The organism is Dinoroseobacter sp. S375, assembly GCF_049800775.1.
Lineage (GTDB): Bacteria > Pseudomonadota > Alphaproteobacteria > Rhodobacterales > Rhodobacteraceae > Dinoroseobacter.
The window spans coordinates 117,752-142,277 of record NZ_JBNAFR010000007.1; the positions used below are offsets into that span (position 1 = coordinate 117,752).

At 65.5% G+C, this 24,526-nt stretch carries 27 protein-coding genes and 1 tRNA gene; 15 read left to right on the forward strand and 13 right to left on the reverse strand.

The features are described 5' to 3' along the window. Positions 1-48: 48 nt before the first annotated feature. The 3 genes from prfA to ACP150_RS15680 all read left to right on the forward strand — a co-directional run bounded on the left by prfA (position 49) and on the right by ACP150_RS15680 (position 2,878). Positions 49-1,104, forward strand: a complete 1,056-nt coding sequence (gene prfA, locus ACP150_RS15670) for a peptide chain release factor 1 (protein WP_424967604.1) — start codon at positions 49-51, stop codon at positions 1,102-1,104. Continuing rightward, complete coding sequence (gene prmC, locus ACP150_RS15675; protein WP_424967605.1) at positions 1,101-1,925, forward strand: peptide chain release factor N(5)-glutamine methyltransferase; 825 nt, start codon at positions 1,101-1,103, stop codon at positions 1,923-1,925. Before prfA ends, prmC begins: the two co-directional genes overlap by 4 nt. Before the next feature lie 257 nt (positions 1,926-2,182). Beyond that, entirely contained in the window at positions 2,183-2,878 is a 696-nt protein-coding gene (locus tag ACP150_RS15680; RefSeq protein WP_424967606.1) for a DUF4167 domain-containing protein, read from the forward strand. Between the two features lie 69 nt (positions 2,879-2,947). Here the strand turns inward: ACP150_RS15680 and ACP150_RS15685 are convergent, their stop codons facing one another. Then, positions 2,948-3,274, reverse strand: a complete 327-nt coding sequence (locus ACP150_RS15685) for a HesB/IscA family protein (protein WP_424967731.1) — start codon at positions 3,272-3,274, stop codon at positions 2,948-2,950. A gap of 85 nt (positions 3,275-3,359) precedes the next feature. Between ACP150_RS15685 and ACP150_RS15690 the strand changes: the two genes are divergently transcribed. The 6 genes from ACP150_RS15690 (at position 3,360) to scpB (ending at position 9,873) form a co-directional block, all read left to right on the forward strand. Continuing rightward, the gene (locus tag ACP150_RS15690) at positions 3,360-4,523 is read left to right on the forward strand and encodes a deoxyguanosinetriphosphate triphosphohydrolase (RefSeq protein WP_424967607.1); all 1,164 of its coding nucleotides are present in this window, start codon (positions 3,360-3,362) and stop codon (positions 4,521-4,523) included. A 103-nt stretch (positions 4,524-4,626) separates the two neighbouring features. Next, positions 4,627-6,372 carry an arginine--tRNA ligase gene (argS, locus tag ACP150_RS15695; RefSeq protein ID WP_424967608.1) on the forward strand — a complete coding sequence of 582 codons (1,746 nt, stop codon included), beginning with the start codon at positions 4,627-4,629 and terminating at the stop codon, positions 6,370-6,372. 80 nt (positions 6,373-6,452) lie between these two features. Continuing rightward, positions 6,453-7,382 (forward strand): SPOR domain-containing protein, encoded by a 930-nt coding sequence (locus ACP150_RS15700; RefSeq protein WP_424967609.1) that lies wholly within the window; start codon positions 6,453-6,455, stop codon positions 7,380-7,382. After that, a complete protein-coding gene (locus ACP150_RS15705) occupies positions 7,379-8,386 on the forward strand; it encodes a glycoside hydrolase family 3 N-terminal domain-containing protein (protein WP_424967610.1) in 1,008 nt (335 codons plus the stop codon). Before ACP150_RS15700 ends, ACP150_RS15705 begins: the two co-directional genes overlap by 4 nt. 24 nt (positions 8,387-8,410) lie before the next feature. Further along, positions 8,411-9,205, forward strand: a complete 795-nt coding sequence (locus ACP150_RS15710) for a segregation and condensation protein A (RefSeq protein WP_424967611.1) — start codon at positions 8,411-8,413, stop codon at positions 9,203-9,205. Next, a complete protein-coding gene (gene scpB / locus ACP150_RS15715; protein ID WP_424967612.1) occupies positions 9,205-9,873 on the forward strand; it encodes an SMC-Scp complex subunit ScpB in 669 nt (222 codons plus the stop codon). The genes ACP150_RS15710 and scpB overlap by 1 nt, the downstream gene beginning before the upstream one ends. 165 nt (positions 9,874-10,038) lie before the next feature. Here the strand turns inward: scpB and ACP150_RS15720 are convergent, their stop codons facing one another. The 10 genes from ACP150_RS15720 to ACP150_RS15765 all read right to left on the reverse strand — a co-directional run bounded on the left by ACP150_RS15720 (position 10,039) and on the right by ACP150_RS15765 (position 16,880). Beyond that, positions 10,039-10,593: a hypothetical protein gene (locus ACP150_RS15720; RefSeq protein ID WP_424967613.1), complete on the reverse strand. Its 555-nt coding sequence runs from the start codon at positions 10,591-10,593 to the stop codon at positions 10,039-10,041. Between the two features lie 349 nt (positions 10,594-10,942). Further along, complete coding sequence (locus ACP150_RS15725) at positions 10,943-11,248, reverse strand: hypothetical protein (protein WP_424967614.1); 306 nt, start codon at positions 11,246-11,248, stop codon at positions 10,943-10,945. An 18-nt stretch (positions 11,249-11,266) separates the two neighbouring features. Further along, positions 11,267-12,370: a 2'-deoxycytidine 5'-triphosphate deaminase gene (locus ACP150_RS15730; protein ID WP_424967615.1), complete on the reverse strand. Its 1,104-nt coding sequence runs from the start codon at positions 12,368-12,370 to the stop codon at positions 11,267-11,269. A gap of 57 nt (positions 12,371-12,427) precedes the next feature. Further along, positions 12,428-12,504, reverse strand: a tRNA-Pro gene (locus ACP150_RS15735). 99 nt (positions 12,505-12,603) lie between these two features. Next, positions 12,604-13,251, reverse strand: coding sequence for a MerR family transcriptional regulator (locus tag ACP150_RS15740; protein WP_424967616.1), 648 nt, complete (start codon positions 13,249-13,251; stop codon positions 12,604-12,606). Between the two features lie 39 nt (positions 13,252-13,290). Continuing rightward, complete coding sequence (gene ihfA / locus ACP150_RS15745) at positions 13,291-13,596, reverse strand: integration host factor subunit alpha (RefSeq protein ID WP_424967617.1); 306 nt, start codon at positions 13,594-13,596, stop codon at positions 13,291-13,293. 113 nt (positions 13,597-13,709) lie between these two features. After that, positions 13,710-14,684 (reverse strand): beta-ketoacyl-ACP synthase III, encoded by a 975-nt coding sequence (locus ACP150_RS15750; RefSeq protein ID WP_424967618.1) that lies wholly within the window; start codon positions 14,682-14,684, stop codon positions 13,710-13,712. Continuing rightward, positions 14,677-15,828 (reverse strand): phosphate acyltransferase PlsX, encoded by a 1,152-nt coding sequence (gene plsX, locus ACP150_RS15755; protein WP_424967619.1) that lies wholly within the window; start codon positions 15,826-15,828, stop codon positions 14,677-14,679. The genes ACP150_RS15750 and plsX overlap by 8 nt, the downstream gene beginning before the upstream one ends. A 33-nt stretch (positions 15,829-15,861) precedes the next feature. Continuing rightward, a complete protein-coding gene (gene rpmF / locus ACP150_RS15760) occupies positions 15,862-16,068 on the reverse strand; it encodes a 50S ribosomal protein L32 (protein ID WP_424967620.1) in 207 nt (68 codons plus the stop codon). A gap of 218 nt (positions 16,069-16,286) precedes the next feature. Then, complete coding sequence (locus tag ACP150_RS15765) at positions 16,287-16,880, reverse strand: YceD family protein (protein WP_424967621.1); 594 nt, start codon at positions 16,878-16,880, stop codon at positions 16,287-16,289. Positions 16,881-17,094: 214 nt separating this feature from the next. Between ACP150_RS15765 and ACP150_RS15770 the strand changes: the two genes are divergently transcribed. After that, the gene (locus ACP150_RS15770; protein ID WP_424967622.1) at positions 17,095-17,553 is read left to right on the forward strand and encodes an outer membrane protein assembly factor BamE; all 459 of its coding nucleotides are present in this window, start codon (positions 17,095-17,097) and stop codon (positions 17,551-17,553) included. 20 nt (positions 17,554-17,573) lie between these two features. Here the strand turns inward: ACP150_RS15770 and ACP150_RS15775 are convergent, their stop codons facing one another. After that, a complete protein-coding gene (locus ACP150_RS15775; RefSeq protein ID WP_424967623.1) occupies positions 17,574-18,407 on the reverse strand; it encodes a sulfotransferase family protein in 834 nt (277 codons plus the stop codon). An 81-nt stretch (positions 18,408-18,488) separates the two neighbouring features. Further along, entirely contained in the window at positions 18,489-20,324 is a 1,836-nt protein-coding gene (locus ACP150_RS15780) for an ABC-F family ATP-binding cassette domain-containing protein (protein ID WP_424967624.1), read from the reverse strand. Positions 20,325-20,580: 256 nt separating this feature from the next. Here ACP150_RS15780 and purL point away from each other — a divergent pair, with 256 nt between their 5' ends. From purL to ACP150_RS15805, 5 genes are all read left to right on the forward strand, one after another. Next, positions 20,581-22,740, forward strand: a complete 2,160-nt coding sequence (gene purL / locus ACP150_RS15785) for a phosphoribosylformylglycinamidine synthase subunit PurL (protein WP_424967732.1) — start codon at positions 20,581-20,583, stop codon at positions 22,738-22,740. Positions 22,741-22,905: 165 nt separating this feature from the next. Continuing rightward, on the forward strand, positions 22,906-23,142 hold the full coding sequence (locus ACP150_RS15790; RefSeq protein WP_424967733.1) for a BolA/IbaG family iron-sulfur metabolism protein: 237 nt from the start codon (positions 22,906-22,908) through the stop codon (positions 23,140-23,142). Then, positions 23,139-23,417, forward strand: coding sequence for a hypothetical protein (locus ACP150_RS15795; RefSeq protein WP_424967625.1), 279 nt, complete (start codon positions 23,139-23,141; stop codon positions 23,415-23,417). Before ACP150_RS15790 ends, ACP150_RS15795 begins: the two co-directional genes overlap by 4 nt. Continuing rightward, a complete protein-coding gene (gene grxD / locus ACP150_RS15800; RefSeq protein ID WP_424967626.1) occupies positions 23,410-23,772 on the forward strand; it encodes a Grx4 family monothiol glutaredoxin in 363 nt (120 codons plus the stop codon). The genes ACP150_RS15795 and grxD overlap by 8 nt, the downstream gene beginning before the upstream one ends. 61 nt (positions 23,773-23,833) lie before the next feature. Then, positions 23,834-24,340, forward strand: a complete 507-nt coding sequence (locus tag ACP150_RS15805; RefSeq protein ID WP_424967627.1) for a GNAT family N-acetyltransferase — start codon at positions 23,834-23,836, stop codon at positions 24,338-24,340. Positions 24,341-24,526 lie beyond the last annotated feature (186 nt).

Genomic DNA, 24,526 nt, shown 5'->3' on the forward strand with positions numbered 1-24,526 from the left:
GACCGGGGCCTCTTGACCCCGGCGGGGCCGGGCGGCACAACCCGCGCCATGGTTCCCACGGATAAACTCGCCCAGATCACCGAACGTTTCGAATATATCGAGGCGTGCATGGCCTCTGGCACAGCCGGGGATGACATCGCAGCCCTTGGGCGCGAATACGCGGAGCTCAAGCCCGTGGTCGAGGAAATCTCCGCCTATCACAAGGCGTTGGAGGATCTGGCCGAGGCTGAGGCCATGATGGACGATCCCGAGATGCGCGCGCTCGCCGAAGAGGAGCTGCCCGAGCTCAAGGCACGCATTCCCGAGATGGAACATGCCTTGCGCCTTGCACTCTTGCCCAAGGATGCCGCCGATGCCCGCCCGGCGATGATCGAGATCCGCCCGGGCACGGGCGGCGAGGAGGCCGCGCTCTTTGCCGGGGATCTGTTGCGCATGTACCAGCGCTATGCCGAGGGGCAGGGCTGGCGCTTTCAGATCGTCGAGGAAAGCCTGACCGAACTTGGCGGCATCAAGGAAGTGATCGCCAATGTGGCCGGGCCGGGGGTCTTTGCGCGGATGAAGTATGAAAGCGGCGTGCACCGGGTTCAGCGCGTGCCCGTCACCGAAAGCGGGGGGCGGATCCACACCTCTGCCGCCACGGTCGCAGTTCTGCCCGAGGCCGAGGAGGTCGATCTCGACATTCCCGCCAGCGATCTGCGGATCGACACCATGCGGGCCAGTGGCGCGGGCGGACAGCATGTGAACACCACCGACTCGGCCGTGCGGATCACCCATCTGCCCACCGGCATCATCGTTGTCAGCTCCGAGAAGTCCCAGCACCGCAACCGCGAGATCGCCATGCAGGTCATGCGCGCGCGGCTCTATGATCTGGAACGCCAGCGCGCCGATGCGGAACGCTCCGCCGCGCGCAAGGGGCAGGTGGGCTCCGGCGACCGCTCCGAGCGGATCCGAACCTACAACTTCCCGCAAGGCCGGATGACGGATCATCGGATCAACCTGACGCTCTACAAGCTCGATCAGGTCATGCAGGGCGATCTGACCGAGGTGATCGATGCGCTGATCGCGGATGATCAGGCGCGGCTGCTGGCGGAGGTGGATGGATGATCGACGGGCAGGCAGAGGCGCTTCGGGCCATGGCCGAGGCCGGGGTGGCGGACCCGTCGGGGGATTTCCGCCGCCTTTACGAGTGGGCCTATGCCAAGGGCGAGGAAGACCCCGAGCCGCAGACCCGGGACGCCCCCAATGACTGGACCCTCTACCTGCTGAAGGACGCTGTGGATGCGCGCGTTGCACGTCAGCCCGTGTCGCAGATCATCGGGACCCGCGCCTTCTGGGAGCACGCGTTCGAGGTCACGCCGGATGTGCTCGATCCGCGCCCGGATACCGAAACGCTGGTCGAGGCGGCGCTGGCGCGCCCGTTTGACCATGTGCTCGATATCGGGACGGGGTCCGGCTGCATCCTGCTGTCGCTGCTTGCGGCGCGCCCTACGGCAAGCGGGATCGGCGTGGATATCTCCGAGCCCGCGCTGGCCGTGGCCCGCCGCAACGCCGCTGCGCTGGAGCTGACGGACCGGGCGGTGTTTCGCCGCTCGGACTGGCTTGCGGAGGTGCCCGAGCAATTCGACCTGATCGTGTCGAACCCGCCCTATATCGACGCGGCGAGCTACAGCGCGCTGGAGCCCGAAGTGCGGCAATGGGAGCCGCGCAGCGCCCTTGAGGCGGGGCCGGACGGGCTCGACGCCTATCGTGCCATCGCGGCTCAGGTGCCCAAGGCCTTGAAACCGGGCGGGCGGCTCTTGCTGGAGATCGGCCATGATCAGGGACAATCCGTTCCAAAGCTGCTGGCCGGTGCCGGAATTGAAACGGTGAACCTGTTAAAGGATCTTAACGGCAAGGACCGCGTGGTCGTTGCAAACTTGATCTGAATCGCGTTCGCCCGGGGAAATCGCATTTCCATATGGGTTTGGCATAAAAAACGCCGTTTTTTGCTTGCCCCACGCGCGCGCACATGCTTACTGAACCGCACGGGTAGCGCGACCTCGCACGGCGAGGGCCGCTCGTATAACCCAAATCATCACCGATATCCGTGGCGCAGGCAGAAGCTTCGCTGCAATGACGGATAAAGCTGGATAGGCCCCTTGGGCGGTATCTCCGACTGCCACAAAGGCGGAAAAAACCTGATATGAGATCATCTAAGTCCCGGTCGCGGAATAAGAATAATCGGCGCAGCGTTGGCAACATCGTCAACCGCGTCTTTGACAGTTCTGGTCCCGAAGGCAAGGTGCGCGGCACGCCGCAGCAAATCATCGACAAGTACCAGACCCTGGCGCGGGATGCCCAGCTGGCCAATGATCGCGTGGCGGTCGAAAACTTCCAGCAGCATGCCGAGCATTACACCCGCATGCTGGGCGAGGCGATGCGCGAGCAGGAAGCCCGCCGCGAGCAGCAGGAACAGCAGCAGCAACAACGCAACAATCAGCGTAATTCGGAACGGGGCGACCGGTCCGATCGCGGCGATCAGGGCCAAGCGCGGTCGCAGGATCCGGGTGATGCGCCGCAGCCCGACGCCGCCGCACAGCCCAAGGCCCCGGCACAGAGCGACAGCTCATCCTCGGATGTCATCGACCTGAATGCGGGCGCTGATGCCGATACCGGTCTGGTCGAGACGCCCGAGAGCAAACCGGCCCGCAAGCCGCGCACCCGCTCGCGGCGCAAGAAGCCCGAGGATACCCCGGCAGCAGCCGCACCGGCCGATGCGGGTGGCGAGGACGCTCCGGCATCCGCGCCGAAAAAGGCCCCCAAGGCCGAGCAATCCGGCGAGGCCCCCGCAGCGGCCGCCGCCGAAGCCCCGGCCTCGGACACTCCCGCCGCCGAGTAAGGCGGCGCGGCCCGTCGGGCGACGCTGTCAAAGCAGGTTTGGGCCAGTCCATGGGGTGGCCCGGCACGTTTACATCGAGAAACTGGTCCCGCAGCCGCAGCTCGAGCTTGCATTCGGGTTGTCGATGGTAAACCGCGCGCCGATCAGTTCTTCGGTGAAATCGATCACGGCATTTTCGAGAAAGGGCAGGGACAGGGCGTCCACGACCACTTTCTGGCCTTTTCCTTCGAGGATCAGGTCATCCTCCGCCGGGTCGTCCAGCTTGATCTCGTATTGAAACCCGGAACAACCGCCGCCCTCAACGGCGACGCGCAGGGCTTTCACCGCATCCCCATCGGCATTGATCTCGGCAAGCCGCGCAAAGGCGCGCTCGGTCACGGTGGGGGGCAGGGTCAGATCCATAGCATCGCTTCATCTGTTCTTGAGGGTCATCTTGCCATATAAGATGCAGCAAAACAGAGAACAAGAACAGGCAGATCATATGAGAGCGCCCTTTGCGTGCGACCCCAACGGCTCGCGCGGACGGCTCCATGGCGAACCCGAGAGCGATTTTCGCTCCTGCTTTCAGCGGGATCGCGACAGGATCATCCATGCCAGCGCGTTCCGGCGCCTCAAGCACAAGACCCAGGTTTTCGTCGAGCATGAGGGTGATTTCTTTCGCACCCGGCTGACCCATTCCATCGAGGTGGCGCAGGTGGCGCGCACGATCTCGGGCGCGCTGGGGCTAAACGAGGAGCTGACCGAGGCGGTCGCTCTGGCCCATGATCTGGGTCACACGCCCTTTGGCCATACGGGCGAGGATGCGCTGGACGCGCTCATGGCGCCCTATGGCGGGTTTGATCACAACGCGCAGGCGCTCAAGATCGTCACGGATCTCGAACGGCATTATGCCGAGTTCAACGGGCTGAACCTGACATGGGAGACGCTGGAGGGGATCGCCAAGCATAACGGCCCGGTGATCGGCGAGCTGCCCCATTCCCTCGCGCAATACGTGACGCGCCACGATCTGGAACTTGGCACCCATGCCAGCGCCGAGGCGCAGGTCGCGGCCCTTGCCGATGACATCGCCTATAACAACCACGACCTGCAGGACGGGCTGCGGGCGGGGCTGTTCTCGCAGGCCGATATCCTCGATCTGCCCCTTGTGGGGCCGGCCTATGCCGAGGTGGATGCAAAATGGCCCGGGCTCGAGCCGTCGCGCCGCAAGCATGAGGCGCTCCGCCGGGTCTTTGGCATGATGGTGGCCGATGTGATCGCCACCAGTCGCGCAGGGCTAACGGAGGTCGCGCCGAAGAATGCACAGGCCGTGCGGGAGCTCGGACGCGCAATCATCCGCTTCTCGCCCGAGATGTGGCAGAGCCTGACCGAGATCCGCGCCTTCCTCTTCACCCGCATGTACCGCGCCCCAAGCGTCATGGCCAAGCGGGCCGAGGTGACTTGCGTGGTCAACGAGCTCTTCCCGGCCTATATGGCCGACCCGTCCCGCTTGCCCGCCCGCTGGCAGCCGGACATCCTTGCCACCCGGACGCGCACAGATCTGGCGCGGATCGTGGCCGATTACATCGCCGGGATGACCGACCGCTACGCCCTGCAGGCCCATGCCCGTCTTGGCGAGACCGAGGACAGCGCCGCCGCCGCCTTGTGAGCGCTGGTTCTCGCCGCGGTCTTCTCAGCCCGGTCTGGTGATTTCGGTTGGACCCGGCGGGGCTTGTTGCTACACCCCAGCCGACCCTAATCCGAGACCGACCATGAACCTGTTTACCGATCTGCGCGCGGGCGTTCTGACCGCGCTGAGCGAGATGCAAGCCGAAGGCGTCCTGCCCGAAGGGCTGGACTTTGCCAATGTGGCGGTGGAGCCGCCGCGCGATGCGGCCCATGGGGACATGGCCACCAACGCCGCCATGGTGCTGGCCAAGCCCGCCAAAATGAAGCCGCGCGACATAGCCGATGCGTTGGCGGCCAAACTGGCCGCCGATCCGCGCGTGGCCAGTGCCGAGGTGGCGGGGCCGGGCTTTCTGAACCTGCGGCTCGCGCCCGAGATCTGGCAGGGGCTCGTGCGCAACGTCCTCGAGACGGGCACGGGCTTTGGCCGGTCGGATATGGGGCAGGGCAAGAAGGTCAATGTGGAATATGTCTCGGCCAACCCGACCGGTCCGCTCCATGTAGGGCACACGCGGGGTGCGGTCTTTGGCGATGCGCTGGCGAGCCTGCTGGATTTTGCGGGCTACGAGGTCACGCGGGAATACTATATCAACGATGGCGGCGCGCAGGTCGATGTCCTCGCGCGCTCGGTCTATCTGCGCTACCTCGAGGCCCATGGGCAGGAGGTCGCCTTCGAGGATGGCACCTATCCCGGCGACTACCTGATCGCCGTGGGCGAGGCGCTCAAGGCCAAGGTCGGGGATGCCTTTGTGGGCAAGGGCGAGCAGTTCTGGCTGCAGGAGGTCCGCGACTTCGCCACCGACGCGATGATGGACCTGATCCGCACGGATCTGGCCAGTCTCGGCGTCAAGATGGACGCGTTCTTTTCGGAAAAGAGCCTCTATGGCACTGGCCGGATCGAGGCGGCGATTGCCGATCTCGACGCCAAGGGGCTGATCTATCGCGGTACGCTGGAGCCGCCCAAGGGCAAGGTCCCCGAGGATTGGGAGCCGCGGGAGCAGACGCTCTTCCGCTCGACCTCCCACGGGGATGACGTGGATCGTCCGATCAAGAAATCGGACGGCAGCTGGACCTATTTCGCGCCGGACATCGCCTATCACTTCGACAAGGTGGAGCGGGGCTATGACGCGCTGATCGATGTCTTCGGTGCGGATCACGGCGGCTATGTGAAGCGGATGAAGGCGGCGGTCTCGGCCCTGTCCGAGGGGCAGACGCCGCTCGACATCAAGCTGACGCAGCTCGTGCGGCTCTTCAAGAATGGCGAGCCGTTCAAGATGTCCAAGCGCGCTGGGACCTTTGTCACGCTTGCCGATGTGGTCGAGCAGGTGGGCCCGGATGTGACCCGCTTCGTGATGCTGACCCGCAAGAACGACGCGCCGCTCGATTTCGATTTCGACAAGGTGCTGGAGCAGTCGCGCGAAAACCCGGTGTTCTACGTGCAATACGCCCATGCCCGGGTCTGCTCGGTGCTGCGCAAGGCGCGCGAGGCCGGGATCGATGTGGATGATGCCACGCTGGCGGGCGCGGATCTGTCGGGGATGCGCGATCCGGCCGAGCTGGCGCTGGCGAAGTCGCTCGCGGAATGGCCGCGCCTCGTGCAGATCGCGGCGCGGACGAACGAGCCGCACCGAATCTCTTTCGCGCTTTACGACATCGCCTCGGACCTCCACGCGCTGTGGAACAAGGGGAATGACACGCCGGAGCTGCGCTTCTTCCAGGAGAGTGACGCAGAGGCAACACAGTCGAAAATCGCACTCGCGCGAGCCTGCGCCGTTGTTATTTCGACCGGTCTTGGTATCCTTGGGGTGGCCCCCGTGGAAGAGATGCGCTGATCAAAAACCAAGCGCGCCGCCTCGGGATCTGAGCAGTCGACGACCCTCCTGCGCTGCGGAGGGATGTGAGAGGCAGGACAATGACCGTGTACGAGAGCGACGCCTATGGGGCGTATGATGGGCGCGAGTCCGTCGAAGGGGCGGCCCCGCTGGGCCGCGCAATGGGCCCGCTTGTCACCAGCATGGGCGCGGTGGCGTCCCTGGCGCTGGTGGCGGGGCTTGGCATGTGGGGCTACGATCTGGCCATGCGCGATGTGGCCGGAGTGCCGGTGATCCGCGCGCTCGAAGGACCCATGCGCGTGCAGCCGGACGATCCCGGTGGCCGTCAGGCCGAGCATCAGGGCCTTGCCGTGAACGCCGTGCAGGCCGAGGGCGTTGCCGAAGCGCCGCCCAACCAGATCATCCTCGCGCCGTCGCCCATCGACCTGAGCACCGCGACCCCCGCCATCCCCGAGGGGCAGGCCGTGGCCGCACCGGCCATTGATGTGGCCCAGCCCGCGGGCGAGGAGGCGCCTGAAGCGCCGGCGGCCAACACGACCGGGCTCGCCGTGGACAACCTGATCCGTGATCTCGTGGCCGAGGAAGAAGCCAACCGCCTGCAGATCGTGCCGGCAAGCCAGCCCGGTGTCGCCCGCTCGCCGCGTCCGACCGCCCGTCCGGCGGCCATGGCCTTTGCCAGCCGCGCCGGGGCCGGGGTCGATTTCACCGCCATTTCCGCGCCCTTGCCCGCAAGCTTTGTCGAACCCGAGACGATCGCGCTCGGCACCCGCATGGTGCAGTTCGGGGCCTTTGATGATGATGCGACCGCGCGGTCGGAATGGGACCGGATTTCGGGCCAGTTCGCGGACTATCTGGTGGGCAAGGCCCCTGTGATCCAGCAGGCCGAGCGCGCGGGTCAGGTGTTCTACCGCCTTCGCGCCACCGGGTTCGAGGATCTGGCCGATGCGCGCCAGTTCTGCTCGCTCTTTCTTGCCGAAAACATGGCCTGCATTCCGGTGGTCTATAAGTGACGCAAGCTGACGCGCCGCGTCCGACCGCCGTCATCTTTGGCTGCGCGGGGCTTGAGCTGACCCCCCAAGAGGCGGCGCTGTTTGCAACCAGCCAGCCTTGGGGCTTCATCCTCTTTGCCCGCAACATCCGGGACCGCGCGCAGATCGCCAAGCTGACGGCGGACCTGCGGGCGGCGGTGGGCTGGCACGCGCCGATCATGATCGATCAGGAAGGTGGGCGCGTCGCGCGCATGGCCCCGCCTGACTGGCGCGGGTTTCCCCCGGCACTGGATCAGGCCGCAGCGCCTGACGCCGCGCGGGCTTTCTGGCTGCGGGGGCGGGCCATCGCGCTCGATCTGGCCGAGGTCGGGATCGATGTGAACTGCGCGCCGCTGGCCGATATCGCGCTGGACGAGACCCATGCGGTGCTGCGTAACCGCTGCTACGGGACCGAGGTCGCGCAGGTGGTCACCAATGCCCGGGCCATGGCGGATGGAATGCGCGCGGGCGGGGTGCTGCCGGTGCTCAAGCATCTGCCGGGCTATGGCCGCGGTACGGTGGACAGCCATCTGAACCTACCCCGTGTCTCGGCCGGGGCCGCAGACCTGCGCGCCACGGATTTCGCGCCCTTCGTGGCCCTGAATGACATGGCCATGGGCATGACCGCCCATCTGGTGTTCGAGGCGTTCGACAAGGACCGCCCGGCCACGGTCTCGCCCGTGATGATGGATCTCATCCGCAGCGAGATCGGCTTTGACGGGCTTCTGATGACCGACGACATCTCGATGGAGGCGCTGTTCGGCGATCTGCCCTGGCGGGCGCTGGCCGCGCTCGATGCCGGATGCGACCTGATCCTGCACTGCAACGGCGATCTGGCCGAGATGGTGCGCCTGCACAAGGCGCTGCCCCCCATGAGTACCGCGGCCTGCCGCCGGGCGGAGCGGGCCCTGGCCGAGCGCCAGCCCCCTGCGCCCGTTGACATCCCGGCGCTGGACGCCGAACGTAAGGCTCTGGAGCCGTCCTGAGCGCGCTGAGGGCCGAAAGAGCCGATGACAGACCCCCAAGGTGAGATTTCCCTGGCCCCGGCCAGTGTCGAGGACCGGCTCGCGGCCGAAGCCCTGATCGTGGATGTGGACGGGTTCGAGGGGCCGCTCGACCTGTTGCTGTCCCTGTCGCGGACCCAGAAGGTCGATCTGCGCAAGGTGTCGGTCATGGCGCTGGCCGAGCAATACCTCACCTTCATCGAGAAGGCCAAGGAGCTGCGGATCGAGCTGGCGGCGGATTATCTCGTCATGGCGGCCTGGCTGGCGTTCTTGAAGTCTCGGCTGCTCTTGCCGCCGGATCCGTCCGATGAGGGCCCGTCGGGTGAGGATCTGGCGGCGCATCTGGCGTTCCAGCTCGAGCGGCTCGAGGCCATGCGCGAGGCCGCGGCCAAGCTCATGGCGCGGGACCGGCTGGGCAAGGATTTCTTCGCCCGCGGCATCCCCGAGCAGGTGACCCGCTCGCGCCGGGTGACCTATTCCGCGACGCTCATGGACCTGATGCAGGCCTATGCGCGGATCCGGACCAAGGATGATTTCCGCCCCTTCGTCTTTGACCGGGACTCGGTGCTGACCATGGAACAGGCGCTTGACCGGATGAAAACCATGGTGCGGTTTGCCGGGGACTGGACGGATCTGTCGGCCTATCTCCCCGAGGGTTGGGTGATGGACCCCAAACGCCGGCGCTCGGCCACGGCGGCGACTTTTGCCGCTTCGCTGGAGCTGACCAAGGCGGGCAAGATCGAGCTGCGCCAAGGCGACACCTTTGCCCCGATCCAGATCAAGCGAAAGCCGGAGACGTGATGCAGGACGACAGCGCGGATGCGCCGAAAATGGCCCCGGACGGCCCGGAAGAGAGCCTGTTCGAGGCCCCGCCCATGGGCGATCAGGAGCGGATGGTCGAGGCCATCCTCTTTGCGACCGCCGAGCCGATGACCGTGCGCGGGCTGCAGGCGCGCATGCCCCATGGCTGCGATGCGGCCGAGGCGCTGACGCGTCTGCGCAAGCGCTACGAGGGGCGCGGGGTTCATGTGGTACGGGTCGGGGATGCCTGGGCCCTGCGGACGGCGCCGGACCTTGGGTTCCTGATGCAGAACGAGGTGGTCGAGACCCGCAAGCTCAGCCGGGCGGCCATCGAGACCCTTGCGATCATCGCCTATCACCAGCCGGTCACCCGCGCCGAGATCGAAGAGATCCGCGGTGTGTCCGTCAGCCGCGGCACGCTGGACCAGCTGATCGAGCTGGAATGGGTGCGCTTCGGTCGCCGTCGTATGACCCCGGGCCGCCCGACGACTTTTGTGGCGACCCAAAGTTTTCTGGACCATTTCGGGTTGGAAAACGCACGAGATCTGCCCGGGTTGTCGGACTTGCGCGCCGCAGGTCTGCTCGAGAGCCGTCCGCTTCCCGGGGGCGATCCGGAGGAGGAGCCGGGCGAGGGAGACGAGGACCAGAGCGATATGTTCGAGGAATAGACGACCAAAGGATCTTGGTGCGGGGCGCCGCCGACTGATCCGGCTGGCCTACTGCCTCAACTATTGCGCCGAATTCTATGCTTATCCACAAAAAAACCGCGCCCTTCCCAGCCGAAAAGGACGCGGTGAATTCTGTTGCATCAACCGACCAGACGTCGGATTGCTTTATGCAGCTTTGTACTTCCGAAGCGCCAAACCACCCAGCGCCGTCAGGAGCAGCAGACCGCCCGCAGGCAGCGGGATCGGTGCCGTATCGGCGAGATCAAATTCGAAAGTCGAGTAGCCAACACCAGCCGCAGCGGATGCATTATCAACGAACAAGAGACTCGTGATGCTTGCAAAGCCGGTGAAATCGACAACACCGTTCGCGGTGAAGGTTGACGACCCCAAGGCGACCAAGTCGTCGAAGGCGGTGATGGTGACGCTGTCTCCGGGATTCCAGCCGTCAATGTCGAACGTCAGGTTGGTGACCGCAGACGTAAAATCCATTGTTCCACCGGCGGCGGCCGACCCAAAAGGACTCACGAAGCAGAAGCCATCGACTTGACCCGCGCAGAAGGTGCCGACCAGCAGGTTTCCACCGGACTCCTGGGTCACGGTTGCGCCGGGGACGGAAAAACTCCCGACGTTCGTGCCTTGCACGCCACTAAAATCGAGGCTGGCCGCAGACGCAGCGGTAGCCGTCATGCCAAGAATGACGAGAGTAGTTAAAGCTTTCATGTTGTTGTCCTCAAAAAAGGTGCACTATTGACTCTCTCCAACATGGAGAGACCTACGTCTTATGGTTAGGCGGAAATCAATATGTCGGCAAGATTCTTTGGCAAATCAATCAAATTTCGCACAAGTATGGTTATCGCCGCGCCGATCGTTTCGAGTGTCAGACGTTCTGGTCGGCTGTCATATGGCCAGATGCCCGCGAGGAAGCTCCGCGCCAGTCGGCCTCTCTCCCGGACCGAGTGAGAGCATCTCGCGAAAGCCCGGTCGCAACAATCTCAGCCGTCAAAGCTACTGCCAGCCATCCGTCACTCTGGGGGGCAACCGGGGCGAGACGCGCCAGCAGCACTTCGTATCAGATATCAGAGGACCGGCGGACCCGCAGCGCCACGCCCGTAAGCGCGGTCAGGGCCAATCGCAAGGCCCGATCACCGCCAACCCGATCCGACTGAGGCGCAAGCAAAAGGGCAGAGAGCGCCGTCGTAAGCCCGTAGCTCGCCGAGGCCAGCAGGACCGCATCCGCCGTCTCGGACAGATCCGCCGCAATCGCGCTGGCAATGGGGGAAAGCAGCAACCCGTTCGCGCCGATCACGCCCACGGCGGCCATGAGGGTCAGCACCGCGCGGGCCGGGACCGGCTGGCTCATTGCGGGACCGCGCATGGCATGGGGCAGGGCGGCCTAGCGGCCCGGCGTGGCAAAATGCTTGGACAGCTTCAGCCCCTGGCCCTGATAGTTCGAGGCGATCCCCGCGCCATAGAGCTGGGTCGGAACCTCTGCCATGCGTTCATAGACCAGGCGTCCGACGATCTGTCCGTGTTCCAGCACGAAAGGCGCCTCGTGGCAGCGCACTTCGAGCACGCCGCGCGACCCGGCTCCCCCGGCCGCTGCATGGCCGAACCCGGGGTCGAAGAACCCGGCATAGTGGACGCGGAATTCGCCGACCATGGCGAGGAAGGGGGCCATCTCGGCGGCGCAATCGGGGGGGATATGCACGGCCTCGCGGCTCACGAGAATATAGAAAGCACCGGGGTCGAGAATGATGCGGCCCTGATCGCTGTGAACCTCTTCCCAGTATTCGGCAGGCGGGTAATGGTCGATCTTTTCCAGATCGATCACGCCCGTATGGGGTTTGGCCCGGTAGCCGACCAATGTGCCGCGCTCGGGGCGCAGATCGACGGAGAACCCGAGCCCCTGATCGATATGGGCCGGGCCTGAGACCAGCGGTGTCGTCGCATGGCGAGCGCGCAGATCCGTATCGTCGAGCACGGCCTGACCGGTGCGAAACCGGATCTGGTTCAGCCGCATACCCGGCCGCACCAGCACCGAAAAAGAGCGCGGGCAGATCTCGGCATAAAGCGGCCCGGCATACCCCGCAGGGATACGGTCGAACTCGGTGCCCCCATCGGAGATCGTCCGCGTGAGCAGGTCGAGCCGCCCGGTGGAGCTCTTGGCGTTGGCCACGGCTTGCACCGTTTCGGGCAGGTTCAGATGCTCCATCAATGGGACGACATAGACGCAGCCCTTCTCCAGAACGGCACCGTCCTGAAGCGAAATCCGGTGCATCTCGAAATCCGCGAGTCGGTCGGCGACAGCGGCCCCTTCGCCCGCCAGAAACGACGCGCGGACCCGGTAAGCCACGGTGCCCAGGCGCAGGTCGAGGCTGGCCGGTTGCACCTGGCCCTCGGTGATGGCGGGCTCGGCCGAGATCGCACCGGCGGCGATCATCTCGGACAGGGTCTGGCAGGGTAGGACGCCCGGGCTGGGCAGGGTCGGCACGGACATGGTCGCCTCCGTCGCAGCGTCCTGCGGCGGACGGCGCGCGCCGGAGCAGTGTCGAAATGGTCGGGCTAGCAGGACTCGAACCTGCGACCTTCCGTCCCCCAGACGGACGCGCTACCAGGCTGCGCCATAGCCCGACACTCCCGCGTGTTTACCCGTTTGAGCGCCGGGGGCAACCCGTATTTCGCGGCTTTTGGGGCAAGAATTGCGACGCGGTGGCACGCAGGCGGCGCGGCCTAGCCCGTCTCGGCATCCGCGTGGCCACCGCTGAGCCGCGCCTTGAGCGCGAGCAGGGCCGAGACCGATTGCTGGGCCTGTTCGCGGGTGACGGCTTTGGCCGTGGGCGGGGCCGCGCGGAGCTGTGCTGCGACCTTGCTGAGCCCGGACGGTGCCTGCGGGCTGGCCCCGGGCAGGGTGGGTTTTGCGGGGGCGGGTGCCGCCCGGGACGAGAAAAGCGGCAAAGGCTCGCTCTCGGCGGCGGGTTCGGCGGGCGCGTTGTCCGGGGTCGCAAAGGTGCTGGCCGAAAGTTCGACAACCGTATCGTCGGGCGCGGGGGCCTGTGCTGCGGGTTCGGGGGCGGTGGGTTCGGGCGCGGCGGGCGCCTCGGTCAGGCTGCGGTCGCACCGCTCGGCCACATGCTTGGCGCCTTTTTCGCGCAGGAGCTTCTGCACACCGCGAATGGTCATGCCATCATCGTGCAAAAGCACCCGGATCCCGGCCAGCAGCGCCATGTCGTTGGGGCGATAGTACCGCCGTCCGCCCGCGCGCTTGACCGGTTTGACCTGCGAGAATTTGCTCTCCCAGAACCGCAGCACATGGGTGGGCACACCGAGCCAGTCGGCGACCTCGCTAATGGTCCGAAACGCGTCGGCAGATTTCTCCATCATCCCTCCGAGAGGTCCCGGGCCTGGTCCGGTCCGGCCCTAGCTGGCCCGGTTGCCATTCGCGACCCGCTCTTTCATCAGGTGAGAGGGGCGAAAGGTCAGAACACGGCGCGGGTGGATCGGAACCTCCTCCCCGGTCTTGGGGTTGCGGCCGATTCGGGCGGACTTGTCCCGGACACTGAAGGTGCCGAAGGACGAGATCTTGACGCTCTCGCCGCGCACAAGGGCGTCGGACATATGGGTCAGAATGCTCTCGACCAATTGGGCGGATTCGTTGCGCGACAAACCCACTTCGCGGAATACCGCGTCGCTCAGGTCCATGCGTGTCAGTGTCTTGTCGGTCATACGTCCCCCCATCCATCTCAGTACGAGCAGTATGCCCGGCGCGGTTTTCGAGTCAATATCAAGGGGTTGCAGATTGGCCTTGAGAAGCCGTTAAAACCGGCCCGCAAAGACACTTACCAGCGAAGAACCACCGATCCCCAGGCCAATCCGCCGCCGATCGCCTCGGTGACGACGATATCGCCTTCGGTGATCTGGCCATTGGCCACCCCGACCGACAGCGCGAGCGGGATCGAGGCGGCAGAGGTATTGCCATGTTCCTGCACGGTCACGACCACCCGGTCCATGCCCACCCCCATCTTGCGCGCGGTGGAGGCGATGATCCGCAGGTTCGCCTGATGGGGCACGACCCAGGTCACATCGCCGGTCCCGAGCCCGGCCTTTTCCAGGGCGGTTTCGGCGGTCTGGGCGAGTTTCTCGATGGCGTGGCGGAAGACCTCCTTGCCCTCCATCCGCAGATATCCCGTGGTCTGCGAGGCCGAAACGCCGCCATCCACATAGAGGATATCCTTGTGGCGCCCGTCGGAATTCAGGTCCGTGGCGAGGATCCCGCGATCCGCGGAGGTGCCTGCGCCTTCGCGCGCCTCAAGGATCACGGCGCCTGCGCCATCCCCGAAGAGCACGCAGGTGCTCCGGTCCGACCAGTCCATGATCCGGCTGAAGGTCTCGGCCCCGATGACCAGTACACGGCTGGCCTGCTCGGACAGGATCAGCGCGTTGGCATTGGCCAGCGCAAAGACGAAACCGGCACAAACCGCTTGAACATCAAAGGCATAGCCCTTGGTCATGCCCAGTCGCGCCTGCACCATGGTGGCCACGGAGGGAAAGGTCAGATCGGGGGTCGAGGTCGCCACGATGATCGCGTCGATGCTGCCCGCGTCGATCCCGGCCCGGGCAATCGCGGCTTCGGCTGCATGGGTTGCCAGATCGGAGGTCTTCTCCCCCTCGGCCGCGAAATGCCGCTGCTCGATCCCGGAGCGTGTGCGGATCCACTCATCGGTGGTGTCGACCGTCTTTTCGAGCTCGGTATTCGTTACAATGCGTTCCGGCAGATAATGCCCGACGCCAATCACTACTGCGCGTTTACCCATTCGCGGACCCTGAAACCTCTTTGCGCTCAATCTGTTCAGTGTCGCGCGCGCGGCCCGCGGAGGCAACCCGTGCGGCAAGACGTTCCGTGAACCCTGACTGAGCAAGGATGAAGGCCAGTTTAATGGCCGCTGCGACACCTGTGGCATCGGCTGAACCGTGCGATTTCACCACAGTGCCATTGAGGCCCAGAAACACGCCGCCATTGACCCGGCGCGGGTCGATCCGTTTGGACAGGCGCCGCAGGGAGGTATAGGCGAGCAGGGCGGCGATCTGAGACCAGGGGGTCTTCTTGAAGGCCTCGGTCAGAAAGTCGCGGATCAGCGCCGCAGTGCCCTCGGCGGTTTTCAGCGCCACATTGCCCGTGAACCCGTCGGTGACGATCACATCGACCCGGTCCGACGGGATATCGCCGCCCTCGACGAAGCCCACGAAGTCAAACCGGTTGTCCTCGGCGGCATTCGCGATCAGATCATGGGCGGCCTTGAGTTCGGCCCGGCCCTTATGCTCTTCGGTGCCCACATTCAGCAGGCCGATCCGCGGATGGGCGAGGCCCAGCCCGTTGCGGGCATAGGACGCCCCCATCAGGGCATAGGCCAGCAGGTCCTGCTCGTCGGCTTTGATATCCGCGCCCACATCCAGCATCACGTTGAACCCCGATGCCGCGCGGGAGGGCCACAGGCAGGCAATCGCCGGGCGGTTGACCCCGGGGGCCTTGCGCAGGCGCACCATGCTGAGCGCCATCAGCGCGCCGGTATTGCCGCAGGAAACGCAGACCGTCGCCTCTCTGTTGCGGACCGCGTCGATCGCGCTCCACATCGAGGTGGCCTTGCCGTTGCGCATCACCTGGCTCGGTTTGTCGTCCATCGTGACGACATCCTCGGTGGCACGAATCACGACCCGGTTGAGCAGCTCCTTGCGCTTGGCGACAAGAGGCGTGAGCTCATCGGCATTGCCGTGCAGCAGAAAGGCGATGTCTGGATTTTTGTCGGCGGCGATGGATAACCCGGCGACAATTGCCGCCGGTCCCTGGTCGCCGCCCATCGCATCCACAGAGATGACGGTGCCCGTCAGCCCATGTGGGGCCGGGTCCGCTTGGCCCCCTGTCTCATCGGGCGTTCTGCCCTGCGAGGTGACTGAGGCCATGCGCTCTTACCCCGGTTTGCGCATTTCGTCCGCTTATGCCGCGTCGTCGTCGAGATCGATCTCGTCGGCCTGCGCGATCACTTCGCGCTCGGCGTAGTGGCCGCAGGACGCACAGACGTGGTGCGGACGCTTCAGCTCACCGCAATTCGGGCACTCGTTCGGGTTGCCCGCGACGAGCGCGTCATGGGACCGTCGCTGACCGCGACGGGACTTTGTGATCTTATTCTGAGGGACTGCCATGTCTCAACCTCGGGTTCTGGGGGCAGTGCCCCGGTGTTCTTGGGTGGCGCTCTGCGCCATACGATCCGCTCGCGCGTCGGGTGTTCAGCGCAAGCTCAGAGCGAGGCGCGGAACATACTGTGATTCCGATAGGGCGCAAGTGTTTTGTGCGCCGCGTTTAAACCGTGACATGGGGGTGTCGCAAGCCTATTTCGCCCTGCCGATGCGCCGCAGGGCGCTTATTGCTCCGAGCTGTCGGGTTTCGACACCACACGCAGGCCCTGCAGGGCGGCAAACGGGTGGGCATCCTCGTCTGTCATTGCGGCCTTTCCCGGCTCGGTGAAGACCGCCTCACCCAGCTCGACCCCTTCGGCGCGCGGATAGAGGGGCAGGGCCAGGGCCAGCTCTTCGGCCAGCAGCGCTGCGAGGTCCAGGGTCGCGGGCACGGGGCCAGCATTGTCATCTTCGGGCATCTCGATTTCGGCGCCATCGGGCTCGGACCAGTCCGACAAAAAGCGCCGCTCGATCGTCTCTTCGATCCGGGTGCTGACCGGGGCGAGGGTCACGCTGCAGGGCTGGACCACCGTCGCGCCCAGCTCGGCCTGCAGGATCCAGTCCGCCTTGCCCAGCGGTTGCAACGCACCGGTCAGGCGCACCTTGCGCAGATCGGTCAGGTCCATCTCCTGGGCGAGCGCGGCCAGATCGGCCTCCTCCGGTGTCAGGGAAAACCGCGTGGGCTTGCGCGACGACAGGTCCGCGAGGCGCAGCACATGGGGACGCAATTGCGGCGTGTCGGTCTCCGGGCTGGGGGACGGATGCGGCTGCTCGGTCATCGGGGTCTCCTTTCGGCGGGGTCGTCTGTTGGCATGGTCCGGCGGACAGCGCCCGGAGCGTCCGGCTCCGGGCTGGGTGAACTTCCGCGCGGATCGATCACCTCCCGGGGAGGAGCGCTTGATCCAGCGGGCAGAGTTCGGTATCGCACGGGGGCTGCTTGTAACATCTGCTCAGGGTTGTTGACGCGATTTGCACATGGGGACGTGCCAGAACATGAAATATGTCGGCTCTCGGCTCGGCAAAAGCCTTGCGGGCGTGATTCTCGTTCTGTCCCTTGTGGGCTGTTCCGCGACCTATCGCAACTCGGGCTATGTGCCCACCGAGGATGAACTGGCCGAAATCGCCGTCGGGATCGACGATCGCAGCTCGGTCGAAGAGACCGTGGGCCGCCCTGTTTCGCAAGGGGTGATCGCCGATCAGGCCTGGTATTTCGTGGGCACCCGCTGGGAGTATTTCGCCTATCGCGCGCCGCAGCAGATCGACCGGCAGGTCGTGGCGATCTCCTTCGATGACGGCGGTACGGTCGAGAATATCGAGCGGTTCACCCTGGCCGATGGCGAGGTCATCCCGCTCAATCGCCGGGTCACCGACAGCAATATCGAAGGGGTGTCCTTGATTCGTCAGCTGCTCGGCAATATCGGCAATTTCGACGCGGGCAACTTCCTGAACTAGGTGCCCCGACCGGGCGTCTGTCACAGCTGCGCGGTGAAGGTCGCGTCGAAGCGCGTGGTCAGAAACGCATATTGCGGCGCGAGCACCTCGCGGAAATGGGCGTGAACCGCCTCGGGCACGTCCATCTGCTGGCTCACATGCACCTTGCGGCGTAGCCCCCAGGGGTCCTCGCGCTCCAGTCCGGCGAAACGTTCGATCTGGCGCATGACGCCTTCGGGATCGGCGCTGATCTGACCATAGGGCAGATAGAGCAGGCGGCGGTCATCGAATTGCGCGTCCCAGCGCGGGATATAGGTCTTGTAATCGCCCCGGTTCAGGATTGCTTGATCCTGCGCGTGGCGCATCCAGGCGCGGGTGCTGGACGGGGTGATCTTGCGGCGCGACAGGTTCATGCGCAGCTGCGACAGGGCGCGGGTGACCGGGTCGCGCAGGATGTAGATGAACCGCGCCTCGCGCAGGAACTTCGCGAGGAAGTCCACGCCCTCCTCGGGGAGGGTCGAGTATTCCGGGGTCACATCGAGACAGAGCTGCCGTGCCGGGGCACGGGAGAAGACGGCCTTGTACCATGTGCCGTTATGGGTGGGCTGGGTGATCAGCCGGTCGAGATAGGCGATGTAGTCCGGGTCCGGCTCGGGCTGGTTCCGGAGGTGGCGGCGCATGGAGGCATCCACACCGCGCACGAGGCCTGCGCGGATCCAGTCGCGGTTCTCCGGACAGAATTTGTGGTCGAAGAAATGGACCTCCTTGAAGGGCGGCACCCAGATATCCGAGCGCGCCTGACAGACGCGGTAGAGCCAGCTTGTGGCCGCCTTTTGCGCGCCGATGCAGACAAGGTCGGGTTTGCGGCCGATCATGGGGGGCTCCGGATGGGATGGGCGCAGGGTACCCGTCCCGCGCCGGAGGGCAAGAGCGGTGCCTTGTCCCTGTGACCGGGGCTAGCCGCCTGCGCGCTCTTCGAGGTCGAGCCATTCATCCTCGGCGGCCTGCAGTGCGGATTGGCGTTCCACCAGGGCCTCGGTGGCCTTCTGGAACTTCACCGGCTCACGCGTGTAGAGGTCGGGCATTGCGAGGAATTCTTCGAGCTTGGCGATCTCGGCCCCGAGCCGGTCGATCTCGTCGGGCAGGGCTTCCAGCCGGTGCCGCTCGGTAAAGGACAGCCCCGTCTTTGACGGGGCGGACGCGCCTGGCGCCTCGGTCTTGCTATGGGGCGTCGAGGCCGGTTTCGCCGCCGGTCTGGTCTGGGCGGGTCCCGCCGAAGCGGTGTCCGCTTCGGCCCGCTGGCTGAGATAATCGCTCCAGCCGCCGGCATAGGCCGTGGCGCGCCCGTCGCCCTCCATGGCGATGGTGGTGGTGGCAACCCGGTCGAGGAAATCCCGGTCGTGGCTGACCAGCAGGACGGTACCCGGGTAGTCCGACAGGATCTCCTGCAGCAGATCGAGCGTTTCGATGTCGAGATCGTTGGTCGGCTCGTCGAGCACCAGCAGGTTACTTTCCCGCGCCATGATTCGCGCCAGAAGCAGCCGGGCCCGCTCGCCCCCCGACAGGGCGCGCACCGGGCTGCGGGCTTGGTCATCGGTGAAGAGGAATTCCTTGAGATAGCCCACCACATGGCGCGGGGTGCCGCGCACCATCACCTGATCGGCGCGCCCGGCCACGCGCATCTCCTTGTCGCCGGTCAGGTTCTCCCAGAGCGAGGCATCGGGGTCGAGCCCCTCCCGGCGCTGGTCGAACACCGCCGTTTCGAGATTGGTGCCCAGGGTCACGCTGCCACTATCAGGGGCCAGCTCGCCCGTGAGCATCTTCAGGAGCGTCGTCTTGCCCGCCCCATTGGGGCCGACAAAGGCGATCCGGTCGCCGCGCAGCACGCGCAGATCGAAGGGCCGCAGGATGGTCTTGTCGCCAAAGGCCTTGGCGATGCCGCGCGCCTCGATCACCCGTTTGCCCGAGCTCTTGCCCGCCTCGAGCGCCATTTCGGCAGTGCCCTGGCGGCGGATCATGTCGGCGCGCTGCTGGCGCAGCTCGCCCAGGGCGCGGACCCGGCCCTGATTGCGCTTGCGGCGCGCGGAGATGCCTTCAACCGCCCAGCGGGCCTCGGCCTTGATCTTGCGGTCGAGTTTGTGGCGCGCGAGGTCCTCTTCTTCCCAGGTCTTGTCGCGCCAGGCTTCGAAATCCGCAAAGCCCCGTTCCTGCCGCCGCACCACACCGCGATCGATCCACAGGGACGCGCGGGTAAGGGCCGTCAGAAAGGCCCGGTCATGGGAGATCAGCACGAAGGCCGCGCGGGTGCTGCGCAGGTGGTCTTCGAGCCAGGCGATGGCCTGGATGTCGAGATGGTTGGTGGGCTCGTCGAGCAGCATCAGCTCCGGCGCTTCGGCCAGAAGCCGGGCGAGGGCGGCGCGACGGCGCTCGCCCCCCGAGGCGGCCTCGGTGGCGATATCGAGATCGAGCTTCAGCCCTTCGGCGGCGATATCGATCCGGTAGGCTTCGGACGGATCGAGCGTTGCACCGGCGAAATCGCCCAGGGTCGCGTAACCCGCGAGATCCGGGTCCTGCTCCATATAACCTACGGAGGTGCCGGGGGCGGCGGTGCCGGTATCGGCCTCGACCTGACCGGCCATGACCTTCATCAGGGTGGATTTGCCGGATCCGTTGCGGCCCACAAGGGCGACGCGGTCACCGGGCTGGATCACCAGATCGAGTCCGGCAAAGACCGGGTTTCCGCCATATCCCAGGCGGATGTCGTTGAGCTGAAGGAGAGGGGGACGTGCCATGGCGCGGAGGTATGGGGCACGGGGCGCGGGGTCAATGGGGATCGTGGCGCAGACCGGATCTGCGGGCGTCGCTTGTGGCGCGGGCAGGAGCCTCCGGCGGGGATATTTGAAGACTTAAGTCGGGGCAAATGCCTGCGAGGCGGGCCTTGGCGCGTGCTGTGGGGGTGGGACCGGTTATGCCCCCTTTCACCTCAGCGCTGCTTGGACTAAGACGCGCGCAGTCCGAAGCCGGAGGATTGCGCCCATGACTGCCCCTATCTCAGAGCCTGCGATAACCCCTGATCTGATTGCTGCCCACGGGCTGTCGCCAGACGAGTATGACCGCATTCTCGGGATCATCGAGCGGGCGCCCAGTTTCACCGAGCTGGGGATCTTCTCGGCGATGTGGAACGAGCATTGTTCCTACAAGTCGTCAAAGAAGTGGCTGCGCACCCTGCCGACCGAGGGGCCGCAGGTGATTTGCGGGCCCGGCGAGAATGCGGGCGTGGTTGATATCGGCGACGGGCAGGCGGTGGTCTTCAAGATGGAGAGCCACAATCACCCATCCTATATCGAGCCCTATCAAGGGGCGGCGACCGGGGTCGGGGGCATTTTGCGCGATGTCTTCACCATGGGCGCGCGGCCCGTGGCGGCGATGAACGCACTCAGCTTTGGCGAGACCAGCCATCCCAAGACCAAATCCCTCGTGGCCGGTGTGGTCGAGGGGATCGGCGGTTATGGGAATTGCTTCGGCGTGCCGACTGTCGGCGGCGAGGTGCGATTCCACGCGGCCTATAACGGCAATTGCCTGGTGAATGCCTTTGCCGCGGGCCTCGCGGATGCGGACAAGATCTTTTACTCGGCGGCCTCCGGTGTGGGCATGCCGGTCGTGTATCTCGGGGCCAAGACCGGGCGCGACGGCGTTGGCGGGGCGACCATGGCCAGCGCCGAGTTCGACGACACGATCGAGGAAAAGCGCCCCACGGTGCAGGTCGGCGATCCGTTCACCGAAAAGCGCCTGATGGAGGCGACGCTGGAGCTGATGCAGACCGGTGCCGTGATCTCGATCCAGGATATGGGGGCAGCGGGCCTGACCTGTTCCGCGGTCGAGATGGGGGACAAGGGGGGCCTTGGCATCCGGCTCGATCTGGAGCGGGTGCCCGTGCGCGAGGCGGCCATGACCGCCTATGAGATGATGCTCAGCGAGAGCCAGGAGCGGATGCTCATGGTGCTCAACCCCGAACTTGAGGCCGAGGCCAAGGCGGTGTTCGACAAGTGGGATCTGGATTTCGCCATCGTCGGTGAGACGATTGCCGAGGACCGCTTCCTGATCGTGCTGAACGGCGAGACGAAAGCGGACCTGCCTTTGTCGAAACTGGCCTCCAGCGCGCCGGAATATGACCGCCCCTGGGTGCCGACGCCTGAGGCGGCGGAGATGGACCCGGTCCCGGCGGTGGATCCGATTGACGGGCTCAAGGCGCTGCTGGCCAGCCCGAACTACGCCCGCAAGCACTGGGTCTGGGAGCAATATGACACGCAAGTGATGGCCGACACCCTGCGCACGCCCGGTCTTGGCGCGGGCGTGATCCGGGTCCATGGCACCGACAAGGCGCTGGCCTTCACCAGTGACGTGACCCCCCGCTATGTGCGCGCCAACCCGGTGCAAGGCGGGCGGCAGGCCGTGGCCGAAGCCTATCGCAACCTGATCTCCGTGGGCGCGACCCCGCTGGCCACGACCGATAACCTGAACTTCGGCAACCCGGAAAAGCCCGAGATCATGGGACAGTTCGTAGGGGCCATTCAGGGGATCGGCGAGGCTTGTGCGGCGCTCGACGTGCCCATCGTGTCGGGCAATGTCAGCCTTTACAACGAGACCGACGGGCAGGGGATCCTGCCGACCCCGACCATCGGCGCGGTGGGGCTGATCGCCGAGACCGAGCAGGCGATTGCCGGCCAACCGGCAGCGGGAGAGCTTGCCTTGCTGGTGGGCGCAACCGAGGGGCATCTGGGGCAATCGGCGCTTCTGGCGGAAGTGTTCCACCGCGAGGATGGCGACGCGCCTTCCGTGGACCTTGAGGCCGAACGGGCGGCGGGTCAGTTCATTCTCGACAATCGGGGATGGATCTCGGGCTGCACGGATCTGGCAGATGGCGGGCTTGCGCTGGCAGCCTTCGAGATGGCCGAGGCCGCGGGGCTCGGCCTGACGCTGGATGCCACGGAGATGGGCATGCTCTTTGGCGAGGATCAGGGCCGCTACCTGATCGCCTGCAGCTATGACGCGGCCGAGGCCCTGATGGTGGCTGCGGGACAGGCCGGTGTGCCGATCGAGACCGTGGGCCGGTTCGGCGGGGACGAGATTGCGCTTGGCGGTGCGAAAGCGTCGCTGGCCGAGCTCAGCACTCTTTATCGCGGGGCTTTCGAAGACGCCGTGGCCTGAGCCCGCGCGGCTTCGAACCGAGGCGTGACGAAAAAGGCAGGCCGCATGAAATTTGCGCCTGCACCCGGTCTCAGGGGCCGCCACCTCTGGACGCCCGGGCCGTGACCTTGCAGGATCGGGGTCAGAAGCTTACTATACATGTACGAAAAAATCAGGATTAAGCCCATGCCGATGCATGCCGATGAAATCGAAGCGCTCCTGCGAGAAACCTTTCCCGATGCGCAAATCGACGTTCAGGGCGACGATGGCGTCCACATGTCCGCGATGGTCGTCGATGAGAGCTTTCGCGGCAAGAATCGCGTCCAGCAGCAGCGCGCGGTCTATGCGGCCCTGAAGGGCAAGATGGACGGCTCTGCCGGAGACCTTCATGCCCTGGCCCTGACCACCAAAGCGCCTGGATGATGTTCGAGTTCGTCTGGACCACACCCATCGTGGTCTTGTCGGGCGCGCTGGTCGGCGTGCTTTTGATCCGGGCCATCTGGGTCGTGCGCGCCGAGGACCGTCACCCGCCGCCGAGAGGGAGCGAGCCGGGCGCGGGCTTCACAGAGATCGAAGCGAATTATCATTCTGGCGGACCGGGCGGAGGTCATTCGACTATCATCCGCGTTCCCAGAGACCCACAGGAATATGCACGATCCTTCGTGCCTCACCATGCCAAAGGACAAAATGATGAGTGACGCAAACGAGCGCATCAAAGAGACCGTAGCCGGAAGCGACGTGGTTCTCTTCATGAAGGGCACCAAGTCGATGCCGCAATGTGGCTTCTCCAGCCGCGTGGCGGGGGTGCTGAACTTCATGGGGGTCGAGTACACGGATGTGAACGTGCTCGCCGATGAAGAGCTGCGCCAGGGCATCAAGGACTACTCGGACTGGCCGACCATCCCGCAGCTCTACGTCAAGGGCGAGTTCGTGGGCGGCTGCGATATCATCACCGAGATGACCCTTTCGGGCGAACTGGACACGATGTTCGACGAAAATGCCGTGGCCTATAACAAGGACGCTGCCGACAAGATCCGCGAAGCCAACGCCTGATCTCCGGCACAAGACATACGGGGCGCTCCGGTTGCGGGGCGCCTTTTCCATTGGAGGCGCCATGAACCGGCACTCTGAGCAGATCCGGGTTCCGCCCGAGATCACCTTTGTGCGGCTGTCCGAGATCGACCCGCATGAGATCGCCCGCCACATGTCCGACCCCCGCGTGGCCGAGCATATGCCCCTTCTGACCGGTGCCTGGGACATGGCGACGGTGGCGGAGTTCGTGCGCCAGAAAGACGCCTGTTGGACACGGGACGAGTTGGGCCACTGGGCGTTCCTCTCAGACGGGCGCTATGTGGGCTGGGGCGGGTTCCAGAAGGAGGGCGCGGAATGGGATTTCGGTCTCGTCCTGCGGCCCGATGCCTTCGGTCTGGGCACCCGTATCGCGCGGCAGGCGCTGGCTTTTGCGCGCGCCGACCCGCGCATTCCTTTCGTGACCTTTCTGCTGCCCCCCACCCGCAAGGCATTGGGCGCGCTGACACGACTGGGCGCGCGCCCCTTGGGCGAGATCACGTATGAGGGTGCGGTGTTCCTCAAGTTCCGGCTTGAGACGGGCAGGGGGTGACCCGGGCCCGGGCAAAGCGAATGCGCCCTGAGGTGCGCAAGGGTTTTGCGCGCCATGGGGGCCGCGCATTCTGCCGCAAGCGCGTGGAAAGCCGGGTCTTCCTTACGCGACCTTAATCCTTCGTGCCTATGCCGGAGCCGGGGCATCGACCAGTTTCTGGCCGGTCTTCGGGACCTTTCGGCGTGC

Bases quoted from the DNA above. Each gene is read 5' to 3' on its own strand.
- prfA (WP_424967604.1), top strand. From the start codon at position 49: ATGGTTCCCACGGATAAACTCGCCCAGATCACCGAACGTTTCGAATAT.
- prmC (WP_424967605.1), top strand. From the start codon at position 1,101: ATGATCGACGGGCAGGCAGAGGCGCTTCGGGCCATGGCCGAGGCCGGG.
- ACP150_RS15680 (WP_424967606.1), top strand. From the start codon at position 2,183: ATGAGATCATCTAAGTCCCGGTCGCGGAATAAGAATAATCGGCGCAGC.
- ACP150_RS15690 (WP_424967607.1), top strand. From the start codon at position 3,360: ATGAGAGCGCCCTTTGCGTGCGACCCCAACGGCTCGCGCGGACGGCTC.
- argS (WP_424967608.1), top strand. From the start codon at position 4,627: ATGAACCTGTTTACCGATCTGCGCGCGGGCGTTCTGACCGCGCTGAGC.
- ACP150_RS15700 (WP_424967609.1), top strand. From the start codon at position 6,453: ATGACCGTGTACGAGAGCGACGCCTATGGGGCGTATGATGGGCGCGAG.
- ACP150_RS15710 (WP_424967611.1), top strand. From the start codon at position 8,411: ATGACAGACCCCCAAGGTGAGATTTCCCTGGCCCCGGCCAGTGTCGAG.
- scpB (WP_424967612.1), top strand. From the start codon at position 9,205: ATGCAGGACGACAGCGCGGATGCGCCGAAAATGGCCCCGGACGGCCCG.
- ACP150_RS15720 (WP_424967613.1), bottom strand. From the start codon at position 10,593: ATGAAAGCTTTAACTACTCTCGTCATTCTTGGCATGACGGCTACCGCT.
- ACP150_RS15725 (WP_424967614.1), bottom strand. From the start codon at position 11,248: ATGCGCGGTCCCGCAATGAGCCAGCCGGTCCCGGCCCGCGCGGTGCTG.
- ACP150_RS15730 (WP_424967615.1), bottom strand. From the start codon at position 12,370: ATGTCCGTGCCGACCCTGCCCAGCCCGGGCGTCCTACCCTGCCAGACC.
- ACP150_RS15740 (WP_424967616.1), bottom strand. From the start codon at position 13,251: ATGGAGAAATCTGCCGACGCGTTTCGGACCATTAGCGAGGTCGCCGAC.
- ihfA (WP_424967617.1), bottom strand. From the start codon at position 13,596: ATGACCGACAAGACACTGACACGCATGGACCTGAGCGACGCGGTATTC.
- ACP150_RS15750 (WP_424967618.1), bottom strand. From the start codon at position 14,684: ATGGGTAAACGCGCAGTAGTGATTGGCGTCGGGCATTATCTGCCGGAA.
- plsX (WP_424967619.1), bottom strand. From the start codon at position 15,828: ATGGCCTCAGTCACCTCGCAGGGCAGAACGCCCGATGAGACAGGGGGC.
- rpmF (WP_424967620.1), bottom strand. From the start codon at position 16,068: ATGGCAGTCCCTCAGAATAAGATCACAAAGTCCCGTCGCGGTCAGCGA.
- ACP150_RS15765 (WP_424967621.1), bottom strand. From the start codon at position 16,880: ATGACCGAGCAGCCGCATCCGTCCCCCAGCCCGGAGACCGACACGCCG.
- ACP150_RS15770 (WP_424967622.1), top strand. From the start codon at position 17,095: ATGAAATATGTCGGCTCTCGGCTCGGCAAAAGCCTTGCGGGCGTGATT.
- ACP150_RS15775 (WP_424967623.1), bottom strand. From the start codon at position 18,407: ATGATCGGCCGCAAACCCGACCTTGTCTGCATCGGCGCGCAAAAGGCG.
- ACP150_RS15780 (WP_424967624.1), bottom strand. From the start codon at position 20,324: ATGGCACGTCCCCCTCTCCTTCAGCTCAACGACATCCGCCTGGGATAT.
- ACP150_RS15790 (WP_424967733.1), top strand. From the start codon at position 22,906: ATGCCGATGCATGCCGATGAAATCGAAGCGCTCCTGCGAGAAACCTTT.
- ACP150_RS15795 (WP_424967625.1), top strand. From the start codon at position 23,139: ATGATGTTCGAGTTCGTCTGGACCACACCCATCGTGGTCTTGTCGGGC.
- grxD (WP_424967626.1), top strand. From the start codon at position 23,410: ATGAGTGACGCAAACGAGCGCATCAAAGAGACCGTAGCCGGAAGCGAC.
- ACP150_RS15805 (WP_424967627.1), top strand. From the start codon at position 23,834: ATGAACCGGCACTCTGAGCAGATCCGGGTTCCGCCCGAGATCACCTTT.